Raw genomic sequence first — 19391 nt, 5'->3', positions numbered from 1 at the left:
CACCACCGGACTGGTCCGGAGGGCGATGCCTCACTGGGGTGGAACATCTCGTGGCCCCCGTCTCCCTGCGCCCTGTCGAAAGGCCCTCTCGTGCTCCGTCCCCCTGCCATGGTGTCGAGAGGAGGTCGCGGCCGTCGCACCAGCGCTGCCGCGGCCCTGCTCGGCCTGGTCGTCGCCCCGCTCGCCTCCGGGTTCTCCACCCCGGCGAGCGCTGTCAGCCCCAACGTCGTCATCTCCGAGGTCTACGGGGCGGGCGGCAACAGCGGCGCGCTCTACAACGCCGACTTCGTCGAGCTCTCCAACCCCACCTCCAGCCCGGTGAGCCTGACCGGCAAGTACATCCACTACCGCGCAGCCGCTGGCGGCTCGGGCGGGGCGCCCTTCGCGCTCGCCGGCTCGATCCCCGCGAACGGCAAGTACCTCATCCAGATGAGTGCGACGGGAGCCAACGGCGCCGCCCTCCCGACGCCCGACGCGACTGCGACCCCGGCGTTCTCCATGGCCGCCGCCGGCGGGCAGGTCTTCCTCCTCAGCAGCTCGACGGCGATCACGACGAGCGGCAACATGGCCGGCGTCGCCGGGATCGTCGACATGGTCGGCGCGAGCGGCTCGACCAGCTTCGAGACGGCCGCCGCGGGCGCCGGCACCGCCTCCGTGTCCCTCAACCGCACCGCTGCGGACGCCGACAACAACTCGACCGAGTTCGGCACGGCGGCCCCGACGCCGACGAACGCCGGCCCCGTCGCTCCGGCGACCCTCGAGGCGACGGCTCCGGGCAACAAGACCGGCCAGGTCGGCTCGCCCGTCGCCGGCTTCACGCTGGCGGCCACCGGTGGCACCGCGCCGTACTCCTGGTCGGCCACCGGGCTGCCCGCGGGCGTCACGGTCGCCTCGAACGGAGCCGTGTCCGGCACCCCGACGACCGCCGGCACCTACGACGTGACCGCGACGGTGACCGACTCGGCGCCGACGCCGGCCACCGACACCGCCTCCTTCACCTACACGATCAACGCCGCCGCGGCCCTGCGCCCGATCGCCGAGATCCAGGGCACGGGCGCCACCACCCCCTTCCCGGGGCAGGACGTCCTCACCCAGGGCGTCGTCACCGCGAGCTACCCCACCGGTGGGCTCAACGGCTTCTACATCCAGACGCCCGGTGCCGACACTGCTGACGCCTCCGACGCGATCTTCGTCTACGGCGGGACCAGCGGCTTCACCACCTACCCCGCCGTCGGCGACTCGGTGCAGGTGGCCGGCACGGCCACCGAGTTCTCCGGCGCCACGCAGATCGTGGCGTCCTCGGTGAGCCCGGTTGCCGCACTCGGCACCGTCACCCCGAAGACCGTGGTCCCCGGGACCGACTGCGCCCTGCCCGGCGACGGCTGCCTCACCGGCGCCGCGCTCGACACCGCACGCGAGGTCTCCGAGGGCGAGCTCTTCCAGCCGACGGCGCCGTGGACCCTCACCGACGTCTACGACGGTGGTCCGTACTACAACGACGGCACCAACTCCACCGCCAACCGCGGTGAGATGGGCGTCGCCGCCAACAGCTCCGTGCCCCTCGTCTCCCCGACCGAGGTCATCGACGCCCAGGCGACGGCCTCGGTCACCGCGCGCAAGAACTACAACGACGCGCACCGGATCATCCTCGACGACGCCTCGAGCCTGACCTTCTCTACGACGCAGAACTCCACGCAGCCGCTCCCGTGGCTCACCCCGACCCACACGATGCGGGTCGGCGCGGGCATCACCTTCACCAAGCCCGTCGTCTTCACGTTCGGCTTCAACGCATGGCGGATCCTGCCCCAGGCCCAGGTCGTCGGTGCACCCACCGGCGCCCTGGAGATCGAGCAGACCCGTCCGGCCGCACCGCAGAACGTCGGCGGTGACCTCAAGCTCGCCACGTTCAACGTGCTGAACTTCTTCCCGACCACCGGCGAGGAGTTCGTCTCGTCCGGGCTCGGCACCTGCACCTACTTCACCGACCGTGCCGGCAACCGGATCACCAACAACTCCTGCAACCCGAACGGCCCCCGCGGTGCGGCCAACGAGGTCAACCTCGCCCGTCAGCGGGCCAAGATCGTGGCGGCCATCAACACCGTCGGCGCCGACATCGTCTCCCTCGAGGAGCTCGAGAACTCGGTGCAGTTCGGCAAGAACCGCGACTTCGCCATCGGTGAGCTCGTCACCGCGCTCAACGCCGACGCCGGCGCCGGCACGTGGGCCTTCGTGCCGTCCCCGGCCGCGAGCGCCCTCCCGCCGCTCTCCGAGCAGGACGTCATCCGCACCGGCTTCATCTACAAGCCGGCCAACGCCGCACCCGTCGGTGAGTCGGTCGTCCTGGCCGACCAGTCGTCGGGCACCGAGGCCTTCGCGGACGCCCGCGAGCCCCTCGCACAGGCCTTCAAGAAGGTCGGCACCGCAGACGCCAACGCCTTCGGCGTGGTCGTCAACCACTTCAAGTCCAAGGGCTCGGGCACGCCTGACCCCAACGGCCAGGGCAACGCCAACGACCGTCGGGTCCTCCAGGCCAACGCCCTGGTGGCGTTCGCGAACGACTTCCAGACCACCCGTGGCATCACCCGCATGTTCCTCGCCGGCGACTTCAACGCCTACAGCGAGGAGGACCCGATCCAGGTCCTCAAGGCGGCGGGCTACAGCAACCTCGAGTCCACCAGTGACCCCGAGGAGGAGAGCTACAACTTCGACGGCCAGATCGGCTCGCTCGACCACGTGCTCGCCAACGCGCCCGCCAAGGCCGACGTCAACGCGGTCGACATCTGGGACATCAACTCCTACGAGCCGCTCTGGTACGAGTACAGCCGCTACAACACCAACGTCACCGACCTGTACGCGGCGAATGCGTTCCGGTCCTCCGACCACAACCCCGAGATCATCGGCATCAACACCGCCCCGGCCACGGGCCCGGTGGACATCCAGATCCTGGGCACCAACGACTTCCACGGGCGCCTGCTCAACAACACAGGTTCACCGTTCCCGAACGAGGCCGGCGCCGCCGTCCTCGCGGGCGCGGTCAAGCAGATGCGGAGCGAGAACGCCAACACGGTGTTCGCGGCCGCGGGTGACCTCATCGGAGCGTCGACCTTCGAGTCCTTCATCCAGAAGGACAAGCCGACGATCGACGCTCTCAACGCGGCAGGGCTCGAGGTCTCCGCGGTGGGCAACCACGAGTTCGACCAGGGCTACGACGACCTGCTCAAGCGGGTCATGGCGCCCTACGACGCCTCGACCAACCCCTACGGCGGCGCGGAGTGGAAGTACATCGGCGCCAACGTCACCAAGGCCAATGCTCCGTCCAGCGAGCTCCTCGAGCCCAGCTGGGTCAAGGAGATGAACGGCGTCCAGGTCGGCTTCATCGGCGCCGTGACCGAGCACCTCGACGAGCTGGTCTCCCCGGCCGGCATCGAGGGCGTGCAGATCAGTGATGTCGTCGCCGCCACCAACGCCGAGGCCAACGCGCTCAAGGCGGCCGGTGTCGACGTCATCGTGCTCCTCGTCCACGAGGGCGCACCTTCCACCACCTGCGCCACCATGGACGACGACCCGACCTCGGACTTCGGTTCGGTCATCACGGGCGTCAACGACAACGTCGACGCGATCATCTCCGGTCACACGCACCTCGCCTACGACTGCTCCTTCCCGGTTGCCGGGTGGGCGGGTCGACCGGTCACCGAGCGCCCCGTCGTCTCGGCCGGCCAGTACGGCGTGAACCTCAACAAGCTCGTCTTCACCGTCGACAACGGCACGGGTCTGGTCCAGGCCAAGACCCAGTCGATCGTGCCCCTGGAGAACAGCGCCGGCGTGGCCCAGTTCCCCGTCGACCCGGCCACCAAGGCGGTCGTCGACGACGCCGTCGCCAAGGCCGGTCCCCTCGGTGCGGTGCCGCTGGGCAAGCTCGGTGCTCCCTTCAACCGGGGCAAGCTGGCCAACGGGACGAGCGAGAACCGTGGCCAGGAGTCGACCCTGGGCAACCTGGTCGCCGAGGTCCAGCGCTGGGCGACCCCCGCAACCGTGGGTGGCGCGCAGATCGGGTTCATGAACCCCGGTGGCCTGCGGGCCGACATGGCCGGCACCGGCACGGACTACCCGCGGGTGCTGTCCTACCGACAGGCCGCTGACGTGCAGCCGTTCGCCAACACCCTGGTGAACCTGGACCTCACCGGTGCCCAGATCAAGGCTGCCCTCGAGCAGCAGTGGCAGCCGGCCGGCGCGGCGAGGCCGTTCCTCAAGCTCGGCCTGTCCGAGGGCTTCACCTACACCTACGACCCGGATGCCGCTCAGGGCTCCCGGATCAAGGACATGTGGCTCGACGGTCAGGCGATCGGTCTCGGCACGACCTACGCGGTCACCGCGAACTCCTTCCTCGCGGCCGGAGGCGACAACTTCAACGCCTTCTCGCAGGGCACCAACAAGCAGGACACCGGCGTGACCGACCTGCAGGCCATGGTCGACTACATGGCGGAGTTCGCCGGGGACGACGACCCGCCGCTGGTGCCCGACTACCAGCAGCACTCCGTCGGCGTGGACTTCCCCGCCGCCGCACCGAGCACCTACGTACCCGGTGACCACGTGCGGTTCACCCTCTCGTCGCTGGCGTTCTCCACGGCGCCGGACACCAAGGACGCGCAGGTCGCGGTGTCGCTGGGCGGGCAGTCCCTCGGGACCTTCCCGGTCGACAACACCATCGGCACGGCCGTCTTCGACGAGTACGGAACGGCGACGGTCGACGTGGTCGTCCCGGCCTCCACGACCCCGGGCACCCAGCGTCTCGACATCGTCGGGGTGCAGACGGGCACACGGACCTCGGTGCCGTTCACGGTGGTCAAGGCTGGTTCGAGCGTGAGCGCGACCGCCGCCCAGATCACCTACGGTGCGCAAGGTTCGGTCGTGGCCACGGTGACGCCGTCGGGTGCCACCGGCACCGTGACGGTCTCGCTCGGCGCCACCACGCTCGGCTCGGCTCCCGTCTCGGGCGGGACGGCCAACGTCGCCCTGGCCGCGAAGTCGCTCGAGCCCGGCACCCACGTGCTGACCGTCGACTACTCGGGCGACGCGTCGCACGAGGGGTCGAGCACGACGGTCAGTGTCACGGTCGTCAAGGCGACGGCCACCGTCACCGCGACGCCCTCGCCGGCACGGCTCCAGAAGGGCAAGGACGCGACGACCCTCACGATCGATGTGACGGCCGCCAACGTCACCCCGACCGGCACCGTCACCGTCGTCGTCGAGGGTGTCTCGAGGACTGCCACGCTGAGCCCCAGCGGGCGCGCCACTGTCGTTCTCGGACCGTTCGCCTCGATCGGCACCAAGTCGATCGTCGTCACCTACCCCGGTGACGCGCGCGTCACGTCCGGCACCACCACCACCTCGGTGACGGTGGTGAACGGCAAGGTCAAGTAGCGACCGGTCCACAACAACGACCGAGGGGGTCCGGCGACAGCCGGGCCCCCTTCGTCGTGAGCCAGCCCCCTCCGTCGTGAGCCGACCCCCTCCGTCGTGGGCCAGCCCCCTCCGTCGTGAGCCGGCCCCCTCCGTCGTGGGCCGAGGCCCCGGGCCACCGGGATGCCGTCCGCGACGGAGGCGAGCTCGACGTCATCCGCCCAACTCCGCCCACGGGAGAGGGCGCCGGGTGTTGGATCACCCCATGGGGACGACGACTGAGCCGCGCCGCCGGGGCAACCTGCGGTGGGCACTCCTCTTCGCCGCCGTCGTGCTCGCGCAGTGGTTCGTCGGCCTGCCGCTCCTCGAGGCTCTGGGGCGCCAGGACGACCGGGTGGACCGGACGTTCTACGTCCTGGCCGCTCTTGCGATCGTCTCGACGCCGTTCGCCCTCGTCTGGCTCGTCGCGGAGGCCCACCTCCGCTTCTCACCCCGGGGTCGCGTGGCGCGAGGGGTCGTGGGGTGGAGCCTCGCGCTCACCTGCCTCGCGGTGCTGGTCCACCTCGCCCCGGTCGGTCTCTACCTCCTCGTCATGTCGCTGGCCTTCGCCTTCGGTGACGTAGGCCCCTGAGGGGCGCGCACCCGGCATACAGTGTCGACATGCGTGCGATCTGGAAGGGCGCGGTCTCGTTCGGGCTGGTCAACGTGCCCGTGCGGCTCTACTCGGCGACCGAGAACCACGACGTGCAGTTCCGTCAGGTGCACCGCGAGGACGGCGGCCGCATCAGGTACAAGCGCACGTGCAGCATCGACGGCGAGGAGGTCGCCTACGACGACATCGCCAAGGGCTACGAGACCGAGGACGGCGACATGGTCATCCTCACCGACGAGGACTTCAAGGACCTGCCGAGCAAGTCCTCGAAGGAGATCAACGTCGAGAAGTTCGTGCCCACCGAACAGATCGACCCGATGCTCCTCGACAAGAGCTACTACCTCGAGCCCGACAAGAGCGCGACCAAGCCCTACGTCCTGCTGCGCGAGGCGCTCGAGTCCGAGGGTCGCATGGCGGTCGTCACCGTCTCGATCCGCACCCGCATGACGATGGCCGTCCTGCGCGTGCGCGACGGCGTCATCGTCATGCAGACGATGCTCTGGCCCGACGAGATCCGCAGCCCCGACTTCGCCCACGTCGAGGAGGCCGGCGAGGCCACCGACAAGGAGATGGCGATGGCCAAGCTGCTCATCGAGCAGCTCGCGGGCGACTTCGAGGCCGACGACTACGAGGACGACTACGCGATCGCGCTCCAGGCCCTCGTCAAGGCCAAGGTCGAGGGCGGCGAGGTCAAGGCCCCGGCCGCCGAGGCCGAGGAGTCGGGCGAGGTCGTCGACCTGCTCGCGGCCCTGGCCAAGTCGGTCGAGAAGGCCAAGGCGTCCCGCGGCGAGGCCCCGTCGAAGCCCGCCGCGTCGAGCGACTCGTCCGACGACAAGCCGGTCAAGAAGACCGCCGCGAAGAAGACCACCGCCAAGAAGTCCGCGGCGAAGAAGACGACGACCAAGACCACGGCGAAGAAGGCCACCAAGAAGGCCTCCTGAACCCTCACCCTCGGGTCGCACGACGAGAGCCGCCCGGTATGCCGTGTCACGGCATACCGGGCGTCCTCATCTCCCAGCCCCGGCTGGGACTCAGGCGTTCTCCTTGCGGAAGGTGGAGGTGCCCCACCAGAGGGCGAGGACGAAGAGGAGCAGCGCCCACGCAGTGCCGTAGAGCATCGGGTCGCGGGCGAACTCCCCCGAGAACGAGGTGCGCACCGCGTCGGTCACCCATCGGAACGGCATCCAGTCCGAGACCGACTCGAGCCACCTGGGCCCGAGAGTCATCGGCAGGAGGATCCCGGAGAGCAGGAGCACGGGCATCATCACCATGTTGATGACCGGCGCCATGACGTCCTCGGACTTCGTCGTGAGCGCGAGCGCGTTGGAGGCCGCGGCGCACGCTCCGCCGACGAGCAGGGTGAGCAGGACGCCGAAGACGATGCCCTTGACAGAGCCCGCCATTCCCAACGCGTAGCCGAGGCCGACGAGGATGAGGGCCTGGACCAAGAGCTGGATGATGTCGCGCACGAGCCGGCCCACGAGCAGTGCGGTGCGGTTGGCCGGGGTCACCCTCTCGGCCTCGATGACGCCCTCGCGCCACTCGCCGATGAGGCTGAACCCGGCGAAGAACGCCCCGAAGATGCCGAGCTGGACGAGCATGCCCGGCACGAAGAACGTGTAGGCGTTGTCGACGCCGAGCTGCGCGATGAGCGGCTCGAGCAGCGGGCCGAAGAGGAAGAGGTACATGACCGGCTGGAGCATGCCGATGATGACCCACGCCGGGTTGCGCAGGTTCATCCTCAGCTGGCGGCGGAAGACGATGAAGGACTCACGGAGGAAGGTCATCGCTGCTCCTGTCCTGCGAGGGCCGGGGCTGCGGGCTCCCCCGCCTGGTCGGTGGTCGCGTCCTGCGCGTCGCGCAGGGACCGGCCGGTGAGGGTGAGGAAGACGTCGTCGAGGGTTGGTCGGTGCACCTCGATCGACTCGAGGGTGATGCCGGCCGACGACAGGTCGGCGAGCAGACCGGGCACGGCGCGGCCGGCGCGGGCGACCCGGGCGCGGACGTGGTTGCCCTCGACCTCGACGGGCTCGCCGCCGGCCCCGTGCGACTCGGCGATCGACGCCAGCCGCGTCGCGGCCGTGCTCACGTCGTCCGCCGTGGCGAGCTGGAGGTCGACGAGGTCACCGGAGACGTTGGCCTTGAGGTTCTCCGAGGTGTCCGAGGCGACGATGCGGCCGTGGTCGATGATGACGATCCGGTCGCTGAGGTGATCGGCCTCGTCGAGGTAGTGAGTCGTGAGGAAGACCGTGGCCCCACGACGACGGCGCAGGTCGGCGATGTGCTCCCAGAGGTTGGCCCGAGCCTGCGGGTCGAGACCGGTGGTGGGCTCGTCGAGGAAGACGAGCGTCGGGTCGTGGATGAGCCCCATGACGATGTCGAGCCGGCGTCGCTGGCCGCCCGACATGTTCTTGGGCATCCGGGTCCACAGCCCCTCGAGGTCGAGCTGCTCGAAGAGCTGCTGGCCCCGCGCCTTCGCGTCGGCGCCCTTCATGCCGTAGAGCATCCCGTGGTCGACGACCTCGTCACCGGCCCGCGCCGCGCTGAAGGCGCCACCCGCCTGGGAGACGTAGCCGATGCTCCGGCGGACCTGCTCGGACTCCCGCACGACGTCGAACCCGGCGACGGTCGCGGTGCCCTCGGTGGGGCGGAGCAGCGTCGTCAGCATGCGCAGTGTCGTCGTCTTGCCCGCACCGTTGGGGCCGAGGAACCCGACGACCTCACCCTCGGCGACGTCGAGGTCGACGCCGTCGACGGCCCGCACCTCGGTCTTCTTCCTGCCCTCCCTCGAACGGAAGGTCTGCACCAGCCCTCGTGCGTGGATCATGGCCTCTCCTCGACCTCGTCCGGCCCGGGACCCGCCTCCCGAGCGCAGCCCCGAGCCTAGAACGCGCCTCCGACAGCGGTGACCCAGAATGGGCAGATGCCCGAAGGCCACACGCTCTACGCCCTCGCCCTTGACCTCGACACCGCGTTCCGGGGCACGTCGCCGACCGTGACCAGCCCGCAGGGCAAGTTCGCCGACGGCGCCGCGCTGCTCAGCGGCACGGATGTGCTCGGGGCGACGTCGTGGGGCAAGCACCTCTTCGTCGAGTTCGCGGGCGACCGCTTCCTCTGGGTGCACCTCGGTCTCATCGGCACCTTCACCATCGACACGACCTCGTATGCCGGCGAGCTCCCGGTCGTCGGTCAGGTCCGGTGCCGCTTCGCGACCGAGGACCACGTCGCCGACCTGCGCGGCCCGATGGTGTGCGACGTCGTCACACCCGAGAAGGTCGACCAGATCCTCTCCCGCCTCGGGCCGGACCCCTTGCGGCCGGCCGACCCGCGCTCCGACCCGGACCTCGCCTGGGCCCGGATCACCCGCTCGGGCAAGCCGGTCGCCGAGCTGCTCATGGACCAGGCGGTCCTCGCCGGCGTCGGCAACGTCTACCGCTCCGAGGTGCTCTTCCGCCGCCGCGTCCACCCCTTCCGTCCCGGCAACAAGCTCCAGCGCAAGACGTGGCGGGCCATCTGGGAGGACCTCGTCGCCCTCCTCCCCCTCGGCGTCGCGACGAGCAAGATCGTCACCGTCTCCGAGCAGGTCGACGAGGTCGCGCTCGCGCTCGAGGCCGGCGAGGACGTGCGGCTCACCGAGCGCGAGTCCTACGTCTACAGGAGGGCCGGTGAGTCGTGCGTCGTGTGCGGCTCACGGATCCGGACCCAGGTCGTCGCCGGCCGCAACCTCTTCTGGTGCGGCAACTGCCAGCGCCGCGGCTGACCGACCCGTCGCGCCGCTGGAGCGTCTGGACCACCTCCCCTGCCTCGACTTGCCCACGCAGAGCGTGGGACCCGCCGCCTGAAGTGGGTTCCTCGCACTTCACCCTGGAACCTTTCCGCTCCGAAGTCCGACCAACCCACTTCGGGCGGGAAAGTCGGAACGGCTGGGACGGGAGGGAGGGGAAATTCGGTGGCGGACGGCATACGGGCTTCTCCACACTGGTCGACGGACAGTCCGCAGGACTCCCGGAGGTGCCGGTCGGGCACGAGGTCGGGAGCGCGCCGCGGCCGAGGCGTTCAGGGGCGCCGGCGGCTCGGACGCTCCCACCCGGCCGGCCCACCTCGCCCCTCGCGGGGCCGGTCCGTGTTGTGACCGGCCCCGTGGGCGGCGCGCGCTTCCGCCGTGAGCGAACATGAGCCGACCCGGCTCAGGCGCGGAACACCCGCCCCCCATGCCGCGTTGGACCCCGTGACACACCTCGCGCCCCTCCTTCGCCTCCCCGATCCCGCGACCGTCCTCGACAGGGCGGTCCCGTCGTTCAGGCAGCGGGGATAGCATCGAGGTGACTCATATCAGTCAGGAGCCAGCACCATGTTCGAACGGTTCACCGACCGGGCCCGCCGGGTGGTCGTCCTCGCCCAGGAAGAGGCGCGGCTGCTCAACCACAACTACATCGGCACCGAGCACATCCTCCTCGGTCTCATCCACGAGGGTGAGGGTGTCGCCAGCAAGGCCCTGGAGAGCCTGGGGATCTCTCTCGACGCCGTCCGCGAGCAGGTGCAGGAGATCATCGGGCAGGGCCAGCAGGCCCCGACCGGCCACATCCCGTTCACGCCGCGTGCCAAGAAGGTGCTCGAGCTGAGCCTGCGCGAGGCGCTCCAGCTCGGCCACAACTACATCGGCACCGAGCACATCCTCCTCGGCCTCATCCGCGAGGGCGAGGGCGTCGCCGCCCAGGTCCTCGTCAAGCTCGGCGCGGACCTCGGTCGGGTGCGCCAGCAGGTCATCCAGCTCATCTCGGGCTACCAGGGTGGCAAGGAGGGCGCGTCCGCCGGTGTCGGCCAGGGCGGCCCCGCCGAGGGCACGCCGGCCGGTTCGCTCGTGCTCGACCAGTTCGGTCGCAACCTCACCGTGGCTGCCCGCGAGGGCAAGCTCGACCCGGTCATCGGGCGTGAGAAGGAGATCGAGCGGGTCATGCAGGTGCTCTCGCGCCGCACGAAGAACAACCCGGTCCTCATCGGTGAGCCCGGCGTCGGCAAGACCGCCGTCGTCGAGGGCCTCGCCCAGGACATCGTGCGCGGAGAGGTCCCCGAGACCCTCAAGGACAAGCAGCTCTACACCCTCGACCTCGGCGCGCTCGTCGCCGGCAGCCGCTACCGCGGTGACTTCGAGGAGCGTCTCAAGAAGGTCCTCAAGGAGATCCGCACCCGCGGCGACATCGTGCTCTTCATCGACGAGATCCACACCCTCGTCGGTGCCGGTGCGGCCGAGGGCGCGATCGACGCGGCCTCCATCCTCAAGCCCATGCTCGCCCGCGGCGAGCTCCAGGTCATCGGTGCGACGACCCTCGACGAGTACCGCAAGCACATCGAGAAGGACGCGGCGCTCGAGCGCCGCTTCCAGCCGATCCAGGTGGCCGAGCCGACGCTGGCCCACGCCATCGAGATCCTCAAGGGCCTGCGCGACCGCTACGAGGCGCACCACCGCGTCTCGATCACCGACGGTGCGCTCGTCGCGGCGGCCAACATGGCCGACCGCTACGTCAACGACCGCTTCCTCCCCGACAAGGCCATCGACCTCATCGACGAGGCCGGCGCCCGGTTGCGCATCCGCCGCATGACCGCGCCGCCGGACCTGCGCGAGTTCGACGAGAAGATCCAGGCCGTCGTGCGCGAGAAGGAGTCGGCGATCGACGGGCAGGACTTCGAGAAGGCCGCGCGCCTGCGCGACGACGAGAAGAACCTGCGCGCCGAGAAGACCCAGCGCGAGAACGAGTGGAAGAGCGGTGACCTCGACGTCGTCGCCGAGGTCGACGAGGAGCTCATCGCCGAGGTCCTCGCGGCGAGCACCGGCATCCCGGTCTTCAAGCTCACCGAGGAGGAGTCCAGCCGCCTGCTCCACATGGAGGACGAGCTGCACAAGCGCGTCGTCGGCATGGACGACGCCATCAAGGCGCTCTCGCAGGCGATCCGTCGCACCCGTGCGGGCCTCAAGGACCCGCGCCGTCCGGGTGGGTCGTTCATCTTCGCCGGGCCCACGGGTGTCGGCAAGACCGAGCTCGCCAAGACGCTCGCCGAGTTCCTCTTCGGCGACGAGGACAGCCTCATCCAGCTCGACATGTCGGAGTTCAGCGAGAAGCACACGGTCTCGCGGCTCTTCGGCTCGCCCCCCGGCTACGTCGGCTACGAGGAGGGTGGCCAGCTCACCGAGAAGGTCCGGCGCAAGCCGTTCTCGGTCGTCCTCTTCGACGAGGTCGAGAAGGCCCACCCCGAGATCTTCAACAGCCTGCTCCAGGTGCTCGAGGACGGCCGCCTCACCGACTCGCAGGGTCGGATGGTCGACTTCAAGAACACCGTCATCATCATGACGACCAACCTCGGCACGCGGGACATCACCAAGGGCGCCCTCGGCTTCACCGCCGGCCCCGACACGCGCAGCAGCTACGAGCGGATGAAGAACAAGGTCACGGACGAGCTCAAGCAGCACTTCCGCCCCGAGTTCCTCAACCGCGTCGACGACACGATCGTCTTCCCGCAGCTCACGCAGGAGGAGATCATCCAGATCGTCGACCTCGAGATCGCCAAGCTCGACAAGCGCCTCAAGGACAAGGACATGGGCATGGAGCTCACGCCCGCGGCCAAGATGCTGCTCGCCAAGCGCGGCTACGACCCGGTGCTGGGTGCGCGACCGCTGCGTCGCACGATCCAGCGCGAGATCGAGGACGTGCTGTCGGAGAAGATCCTCTTCGGCGAGCTCAAGTCCGGCGAGATCGTCGCGGTCGACGCCACCGGCGAGGGCAAGGACGACTCGTTCACCTTCGAGGGCACGCCGCACGCGCACGCCATCGAGGTCCCGGTCGTCACGGCCGGTGCGTCGGCGCCGCCGAGCAGCGGGGCAGCCGCGTCGGGCGAGTGACCCGACGGGTCCCGTGAGGGACCCGACCGAACGACAAGGCGGCGTATGCCGGGAGCGAGAGTTCCGGCATACGCCGCCTTTCGTCTGCCCCACCGCCGTTCACAACTCGCCAATTCCTCCCGTTCGGTACATGGCTCGCTCGTACCGAACGGGAGGAATTGGTGAGTTGTGCTCCGTCCTAGGAGAGCCGGGCGAGCATCTCCTGCATCTGCGAGATCTGCTTGCTCTGGGTGACGTTGATGTCGGCCGCCATCTCCTCGACCATCTCCTCGCCGGCCACCGTGCCGTGGGTGCCGACCATCGTCAGGGCGCCCTTGTGGTGGGCGGTCATGAGCCGCAGGAAGAGCCGGTCGGCCTCGACGCCGTTCGCGCGGGCGAGCTGCTCCATCTGGGCGGGCGTCGCCATGCCCGGCATGCTCGCGTGGTCGTGGTCGCCGAGCCGCGGGTTCGTCGCCTGGGGCGGGACGTCCTGCTTGCGCTCCTCGAGCCACGTCGTCATCGTGAGGATCTCGGGCTTCTGCTCGTCGCCGATGCGCGAGGCGAGCGACTTCACCTGCGGGTCGGTGAGCCGCGGGAGGGCGGTCTCGACCATGACGAGCGCCTGGGAGTGGTGGACGATCATGTCCTGGTAGAACGACACGTCGCCGGGCGACACCGTCCGCACTGGCTTCGTCGCCGCGCCGCCGCTCACGGTCGCATTGGGCTCACCGGGCATGCCCGGTTGGATGACCGGGTCGCTCGACGTCGGGCCGGGGGTGCCCGGAACCGGCTGCGGGTCGGCGTCACCGGAGCAGCCTGCGAGGCCGAGGCCGAGCACGGCGGCGAGAAGTAGCGTGGTGGTGGGGCGAAACGGCATGTGCGGCACTGTAGTTGGCGTCCCTGTCCACAGCGGATGTCCGATGTGGACACAACCCGTGGGTAGGGAGTTCTTACCCTCCCTTTACCCACCTCGGGGAACTTTTCGACGAGGCTGACCGCACCGCACATCACACCCTGGGTCGCAGCTCCCCGGCGGGCCCATCGGAGGAGGAACCATGAGGCTTTTCCGCACAGTGGGGATCGCGGCCGCTGCCGCGCTCGCCGCGAGCGGCCTGGGCGTGGCTTCGGCCGGCGCCGCAGACGTCCCGCCGGAGGTGGTCGGCGCCTACGGCACCGCACTCGCCCCCGACCAGGTCGGTCGCAGCGCCAACGTCCAGCACCTGTTCAACACCCCGCACGTCACCCCCGTCGACGGCACCGGCAGCGACATCGCCTTCTCGGGCAACAAGGCGTTCGTGGGCAACTACAACGGCTTCGTCATCTACGACGTCTCCACGCCGTCCAGCCCCAAGGTGCTCTCGCGCGTGAGCTGCCCCGGCTCGCAGAACGACATCACCATCTCGGGCAACCTGCTCTACCTGTCCACCGACTCCTCGCGCAGCGACACGTCGTGCAGCTCGACCTCCTCGCCGACGACGCTCAAGGAGTCGTGGGAGGGCATCAAGATCTTCGACGTGTCCGACCCGACGAGCCCCAAGTACGTCAAGGCCGTCGAGACCGCGTGCGGCTCGCACACCAACACGCTCGTCCCGGGCGGTGCCGACACCGACTACATCTACGTGTCGTCGTACTCGCCGCGCGCCGACTACCCGGACTGCCAGCCGCCGCACGACTCGATCAGCATCATCGAGGTTCCGAAGAAGAGCCCGACCGACGCCAAGGTCGTCGCCGTGCCCAACCTCTTCCCCGACGGTGGCAACCCCGGCGGCACGCAGCCGTCCGGTGACGGCTACTCGGCCACGACCGGCTGCCACGACATCACCGCCTACCCGTCGAAGAAGATCGCGGCCGGCGCCTGCATGGGTGACGGCGTCATCATGGACATCTCGAACCCGGTGGCCCCCAAGGTCATCGAGACCGTCCGCGACACGACGAACTTCGCCTTCTGGCACTCGGCCACGTTCAACAACAAGGGCACCAAGGTCGTCTTCACCGACGAGCTGGGTGGCGGTGGCCGCGCGACCTGCAACGCGACGGTCGGCCCGAACCGTGGCGCCAACGCGATCTACGACCTGTCGTCCTCGAACGAGCTGACGTTCAAGTCGTACTACAAGATCAAGCGCCACCAGAACGACAGCGAGAACTGCGTCGCCCACAACGGATCGCTCATCCCGGTCAACGGCCGTGACGTCATGGTCCAGTCCTGGTACATGGGTGGCACGTCCTTCTGGGACTTCACCGACTCCGAGAACCCGCGTGAGATCGGCTACTTCGAGCGCGGCCCGAACGGTGGCAACGGTGGCGGTGGCGGTGGCACCTGGTCGTCGTACTACTACAACGGCCACGTCTACAGCTCCGACCTCGGCAAGGGCTTCGACGTCCTCAAGATCACCGACCCCAGCCTCAAGAAGGCTGCCGACGTGAAGATGGACGAGCTCAACCCGCAGAGCCAGCCGGTCTACCAGACCCGCTGACCCCATCGGGCGCCTCCAGCCGGGGCGTCCGAACGAACCGGCCGTCCGCGCCTCGTGCGCGGGCGGCCGGTTCGTCGTGTGGGTTGGGCGAGGAACTGAGGGCCGGGCGGCGATCCGGCCCGACGTCTGAGGAATGAGACTTACCCGCCCTTTACCCTCATCTGCTTCCATGTGGGCCACCATGACTCCACCCGTTCGTGCCAGGACGGGACCACCCTTCTGGAGGAGCTCCCACGTGAAGGTTCGGACCACCGCGTTCGTCGCCGCCGTTCTCGCCTGTGCCCCGACGCTGCTGGCAGCGCCGAGCGCGGGTGCTGCGACGGACTGGGTCGACTACCCGTTCATCCGCGACAGCATCCCCGTCTACAACCGACTCGGGGTGACGGGCACGACCACTGCCGCTCACCGCTGGGAGGTCGGCACGGGAATCGACCTCGTCCCGGCCTCCGCCGACCCCTACCAGGGCATCACGATCCAGTGGAGCTCGGCGCGGTCGGGCACCAAGGTGGGCGGTTGGGTGGACGTGACGAAGTGGTCACCGACGGGGCCGAACGGCGCCTGGGAGATCGCGGACTGCACCGTCAACATCAACACCTACGTCGGGGGCGCCGGACGGCCGTACGGGAAGTGGCTGTCGGCGATCGTCTCCCACGAGGTCGGTCACTGCCTCGGGCACTGGGACCACGCCTCGCACCCACACGTCATGAGGTCCTTCATCTCCAAGAGCGAGACCCTCGCCGGACAGGCATGGACGCCGACGTCGACCGACCTCAGCCGCATCCGGACCGGGTACACCACCAACTGAGCGGACCCGGAGCCGACCCGTCGTCTCCGCGATAATCATCCGTATGCCGTCCGCGCCCCTGCCGCCCACCCAGCCCACCGCACCCGCGCAGGCCGGGGACGGGACGAGGGCGGATGGCATACGCATCCGCCCGGCTCGGACGCGGGACGTGCGAGCGATGCGGGCGCTGGTCACCCCGCTCGCCGAGCAGCGGGTGCTGCTCCAGAAGGAGGCCGTGGCCTACTACGAGACGGTGGCCGACTTCGTCGTGGCCGAGCGCGACGGCGAGGTCGTCGGGTGCGGCGCCGTCCACGTGCTGTGGGAGGACCTGGCCGAGATCCGCACGCTCGCGGTCTCGTCGACGGCACTCGGCACCGGTGTCGGCTCGCGCCTCCTCGAGCGGCTCGTCGAGCGGGCGCGCGAGCTCGGCGTCGAGCGGCTCTTCTGCCTCACCTTCGAGACCGAGTTCTTCTCGCGGCACGGGTTCGAGCCGATCGAGGGGCAGGCGGTCGAGCCCGAGGTCTACCTCGAGCTGCTGCGCTCCTACGACGAGGGCGTCGCCGAGTTCCTCGACCTCGAGCGGGTCAAGCCCAACACCCTCGGCAACACCCGGATGCTCCGCGTCCTCTGATCGGCACGCGTCAGCCTCGGACCTCCGACTGATTGCGAGTTCGCAGAGTTGGTACCAACTCTGCGAACTCGCAATCAGTGGATCAGACCGGGCGGTGGGCCCGGCGCAGCTGCACCGACAGCAGCAGGACGAGGACGAGCAGCGCGCTGATGACGCCGAAGCCGAGCTGGGGGTCGAGCGGCAGCGCGATGCCGATGCCGCCGCCGATCACCCAGGCGATCTGGAGCACGGTCTCGGACCACGCGAACGTCTGGGTGCGGACGGTCTCGGCCACGTCGCGCTGGATGATCGCATCGGTGCTCAGCTTGATGACCTGCGAGCACAGCCCGGCGCAGAGCCCGAGGAGCAGCAGGGTGAGGAGCGAGTAGGCGAGCGCCGTCGCCAAGGCCGCTGCCACGATGAGGAGGAACGCGGCGGCGACGATCCGGTCCGGCGGCAGGCGTCGCAGGGCGTTGCCGACGACCGTGCCGAGGGCGTTGCCCGTGCCAGCGGCGCCGACGACGAGGCCGAGGACGAGCGGGCCGCTGTAGCCGGGGATCGGGTGCTCGCGCATGAGGAACGCCATGAAGAGGGTGAGGAAGCCGGTGAGCAGCCGGCCCCCCATCGCGCTGACGAGGGCCGCGCGGACGGTGGCCGGCAGGGCGAGGACCCGGGCCCGCAGCCGGTCCCCCGCCCGGGCGAAGCGCCGACGCCGCTCGGTCGGAACGGCTGGCGCGACGGCGCGACCGTGCCGCTCGGGCAGTGGCTCGGTGTCCTCGATGTCGACCTCCCCGACCGAGGAGTCGACCCTCGCCGGGAGGCGGATCGCGAGGACCGTGCCGACGACGTAGACGACGAAGGCCAGCCGTAGCGACCAGTCCGGGCCGATCCGCGAGACCGCGCCCGCGAGACCGCCGCCCACCGCCATCGCCGCGACCCCGGCGAGAGCGATCCGCGAGTTGGCGTTGACGAGGGTGAACCCCGGTGGCAGCAGGCGCGGGATCGCCGCCGAGCGGGTGACCCCGTAGGCCTTCGACGCGACGAGGCAACCGAGCGCCGCCGGGAAGAGCCACGGCGAGTCGGTGACCACGGCACCCGCGAGCACCCAGCAGAGGAAGGCCCGCAGCGCGAGCGTCGTCCCGATGGACCACCGGCGGCCGTGCCGGAAGCGGTCGAGCAGCGGTCCGATGAAGGGCGCGAGGAGCGCGAACGGCGCCATCGTCAGCGCGAGGAACTGCGCCACCTGGGCGCGCGCCTCGTCGGTCGGGATCGCGAAGATCGTCCCCGCGAGGCTCACGGTGAGCGCGGCGTCGCCGACGATGTTGACGAAGTGGAGCTCGACGAGGCGCCCGAGACCGCTCTCGTCCGCGCCCTTCGAGCGGGCGAACGCACGCGCCCGCATCGCCCCGGCGCGGCTGCCGCGGCCGGCGAGGCGGGCGCCACCGACGGTGCCGCGCCCGACGACCCGGAAGACCTTGCCCGCGCCCGCACGCACGCCGTAGGGGTCGGGCGGGGGCCGTCGCCCGCCGTGACCGCCCTGAGCGCGTTCACCGTCCTGGGGCTCGCCACCGTCGTCGCCGGTCACCCGCGGGTCCGGCGTCGGTTCGGGCCGCAGGGGCCGCGTCGGGTCGACCGGGCGCACCGGCTCCGTCGGCTCGTCGCGGCCACTCACCCCGCGACCTCCTCGACCCCGGGCAGGGCGAAGAGCTCGTCACCCACGGGCTCGACCAGCCCGTCCTCGACGAGCCCGGCAAGGCAGCGGTCGACCTGCGCCTCGTCCCGACCCGGAGCGAGCGTGTCGCGCCGGACAGGTCGCGGGCTCTCACGCAGCGCCTGGACGATGATCCCGCGCACCTGCCGGTCGGTGCCATGCCACTTCTGCCCCCGCCGTGCCGGCCCGTCGTATGCCGGCCGCCCACCGAGCACCCACGCGCACCTCGCCCGCACCGGGCAGTCGTCGCACCGGGGGCTGCGGGCGGTGCAGACGAGCGCGCCGAGCTCCATGACGGCGACGTTCCACGTGGCGGCGGCCTCGTCGTCGACGGGCAGGAGGTCGGCGGCGAGCGCGACCTCGGCCCGCGTCATCGTCGGCGCCGCCTGGGCCACGCCGGTGACGACCCGCGCCTCGACGCGGCGGACGTTGGTGTCGACGACGACCGACCGGTCCCCGAACGCGAACGCGGCGACGGCCGCCGCGGTGTAGTCGCCGATGCCGGGCAGTGCCCTCAGGTCGGCCTCGTGGCGCGGCACCTCCCCATCATGCCGCTCGGTGATGACGGTCGCGGCCTCGTGCAAGCGCAGCGCACGGCGGGGGTAGCCGAGCCGGCCCCAGGCCCGCACGACCTCTCCGGGCGACTCGGCGGCGAGGTGCGCCGGGGTGGGCCATCGCTCCATCCACTCGCGCCAGATCGGCTCGACCCGGGCCAGCGGCGTCTGCTGCGACATCACCTCGGAGAGAAGGACTCCCCAGGGCGAGCACGACGGCTCGCGCCACGGAAGGTCACGCGAGCTGACGGCATACCAGTCGAGGACCGCGCCGTGCAGGGCGGCGAGGTCGGTCGCGGAGGGGCGCGCGGCGCTCACGGTGCCCGGCCCGG

General features: G+C 70.2%; 13 protein-coding genes. 8 read left to right on the top strand and 5 right to left on the bottom strand.

From position 1 onward, the window contains the following. Positions 1 to 90 precede the first annotated feature (90 nt). From ACOJV7_RS08360 to ku, 3 genes are all read left to right on the top strand, one after another. The gene (locus ACOJV7_RS08360; protein ID WP_420189671.1) at positions 91 to 5421 is read left to right on the top strand and encodes an ExeM/NucH family extracellular endonuclease; all 5331 of its coding nucleotides are present in this window, start codon (positions 91 to 93) and stop codon (positions 5419 to 5421) included. 244 nt (positions 5422 to 5665) lie between these two features. Continuing rightward, a complete protein-coding gene (locus ACOJV7_RS08355; protein ID WP_420189670.1) occupies positions 5666 to 6031 on the top strand; it encodes a hypothetical protein in 366 nt (121 codons plus the stop codon). 29 nt (positions 6032 to 6060) lie between these two features. Then, positions 6061 to 6993: a non-homologous end joining protein Ku gene (gene ku / locus ACOJV7_RS08350; RefSeq protein WP_420189669.1), complete on the top strand. Its 933-nt coding sequence runs from the start codon at positions 6061 to 6063 to the stop codon at positions 6991 to 6993. Between the two features lie 90 nt (positions 6994 to 7083). On the opposite strand, the gene ACOJV7_RS08345 is transcribed toward ku, so the two are convergent. Together ACOJV7_RS08345 and ACOJV7_RS08340 are read right to left on the bottom strand one after the other, a co-directional pair. Further along, the gene (locus ACOJV7_RS08345; RefSeq protein WP_420189668.1) at positions 7084 to 7839 is read right to left on the bottom strand and encodes an ABC transporter permease; all 756 of its coding nucleotides are present in this window, start codon (positions 7837 to 7839) and stop codon (positions 7084 to 7086) included. Beyond that, a complete protein-coding gene (locus tag ACOJV7_RS08340) occupies positions 7836 to 8879 on the bottom strand; it encodes an ATP-binding cassette domain-containing protein (RefSeq protein ID WP_420189667.1) in 1044 nt (347 codons plus the stop codon). The genes ACOJV7_RS08345 and ACOJV7_RS08340 overlap by 4 nt, the downstream gene beginning before the upstream one ends. 96 nt (positions 8880 to 8975) lie before the next feature. Between ACOJV7_RS08340 and ACOJV7_RS08335 the strand changes: the two genes are divergently transcribed. Both ACOJV7_RS08335 and ACOJV7_RS08330 read left to right on the top strand, forming a co-directional pair. Next, positions 8976 to 9812: an Fpg/Nei family DNA glycosylase gene (locus ACOJV7_RS08335; protein ID WP_420189666.1), complete on the top strand. Its 837-nt coding sequence runs from the start codon at positions 8976 to 8978 to the stop codon at positions 9810 to 9812. Positions 9813 to 10403: 591 nt separating this feature from the next. Then, positions 10404 to 12947 carry an ATP-dependent Clp protease ATP-binding subunit gene (locus ACOJV7_RS08330; protein ID WP_420189665.1) on the top strand — a complete coding sequence of 848 codons (2544 nt, stop codon included), beginning with the start codon at positions 10404 to 10406 and terminating at the stop codon, positions 12945 to 12947. Positions 12948 to 13125: 178 nt separating this feature from the next. Here ACOJV7_RS08330 and ACOJV7_RS08325 read toward each other — a convergent pair whose 3' ends face one another. Further along, positions 13126 to 13803: a DUF305 domain-containing protein gene (locus tag ACOJV7_RS08325; RefSeq protein WP_420189664.1), complete on the bottom strand. Its 678-nt coding sequence runs from the start codon at positions 13801 to 13803 to the stop codon at positions 13126 to 13128. Positions 13804 to 13981: 178 nt separating this feature from the next. Between ACOJV7_RS08325 and ACOJV7_RS08320 the strand changes: the two genes are divergently transcribed. The 3 genes from ACOJV7_RS08320 to ACOJV7_RS08310 all read left to right on the top strand — a co-directional run bounded on the left by ACOJV7_RS08320 (position 13982) and on the right by ACOJV7_RS08310 (position 16815). Next, positions 13982 to 15400, top strand: coding sequence for an LVIVD repeat-containing protein (locus ACOJV7_RS08320; RefSeq protein WP_420189663.1), 1419 nt, complete (start codon positions 13982 to 13984; stop codon positions 15398 to 15400). Between the two features lie 235 nt (positions 15401 to 15635). After that, on the top strand, positions 15636 to 16205 hold the full coding sequence (locus ACOJV7_RS08315) for a hypothetical protein (protein WP_420189662.1): 570 nt from the start codon (positions 15636 to 15638) through the stop codon (positions 16203 to 16205). Between the two features lie 43 nt (positions 16206 to 16248). Continuing rightward, positions 16249 to 16815 (top strand): amino-acid N-acetyltransferase, encoded by a 567-nt coding sequence (locus tag ACOJV7_RS08310; protein ID WP_420189661.1) that lies wholly within the window; start codon positions 16249 to 16251, stop codon positions 16813 to 16815. A gap of 82 nt (positions 16816 to 16897) precedes the next feature. Here ACOJV7_RS08310 and ACOJV7_RS08305 read toward each other — a convergent pair whose 3' ends face one another. Next, positions 16898 to 18466 carry an MFS transporter gene (locus ACOJV7_RS08305; RefSeq protein ID WP_420189660.1) on the bottom strand — a complete coding sequence of 523 codons (1569 nt, stop codon included), beginning with the start codon at positions 18464 to 18466 and terminating at the stop codon, positions 16898 to 16900. Next, complete coding sequence (locus tag ACOJV7_RS08300; RefSeq protein ID WP_420189659.1) at positions 18463 to 19377, bottom strand: HhH-GPD family protein; 915 nt, start codon at positions 19375 to 19377, stop codon at positions 18463 to 18465. Before ACOJV7_RS08300 ends, ACOJV7_RS08305 begins: the two co-directional genes overlap by 4 nt. Between the last annotated feature and the right edge of the window lie 14 nt (positions 19378 to 19391).

This window comes from Knoellia tibetensis, assembly GCF_048606415.1.
GTDB classification, from domain to species: Bacteria; Actinomycetota; Actinomycetes; order Actinomycetales; family Dermatophilaceae; genus Knoellia; species Knoellia tibetensis.
This window is presented reverse-complemented; position numbering and strand designations above follow the sequence as displayed.

Excerpts from the sequence above, each read along its gene's own strand:
- ACOJV7_RS08355 (WP_420189670.1), top strand. The coding sequence starts at position 5,666 with ATGGGGACGACGACTGAGCCGCGCCGCCGGGGCAACCTGCGGTGGGCA.
- ku (WP_420189669.1), top strand. The coding sequence starts at position 6,061 with ATGCGTGCGATCTGGAAGGGCGCGGTCTCGTTCGGGCTGGTCAACGTG.
- ACOJV7_RS08345 (WP_420189668.1), bottom strand. The coding sequence starts at position 7,839 with ATGACCTTCCTCCGTGAGTCCTTCATCGTCTTCCGCCGCCAGCTGAGG.
- ACOJV7_RS08340 (WP_420189667.1), bottom strand. The coding sequence starts at position 8,879 with ATGATCCACGCACGAGGGCTGGTGCAGACCTTCCGTTCGAGGGAGGGC.
- ACOJV7_RS08335 (WP_420189666.1), top strand. The coding sequence starts at position 8,976 with ATGCCCGAAGGCCACACGCTCTACGCCCTCGCCCTTGACCTCGACACC.
- ACOJV7_RS08330 (WP_420189665.1), top strand. The coding sequence starts at position 10,404 with ATGTTCGAACGGTTCACCGACCGGGCCCGCCGGGTGGTCGTCCTCGCC.
- ACOJV7_RS08325 (WP_420189664.1), bottom strand. The coding sequence starts at position 13,803 with ATGCCGTTTCGCCCCACCACCACGCTACTTCTCGCCGCCGTGCTCGGC.
- ACOJV7_RS08320 (WP_420189663.1), top strand. The coding sequence starts at position 13,982 with ATGAGGCTTTTCCGCACAGTGGGGATCGCGGCCGCTGCCGCGCTCGCC.
- ACOJV7_RS08310 (WP_420189661.1), top strand. The coding sequence starts at position 16,249 with ATGCCGTCCGCGCCCCTGCCGCCCACCCAGCCCACCGCACCCGCGCAG.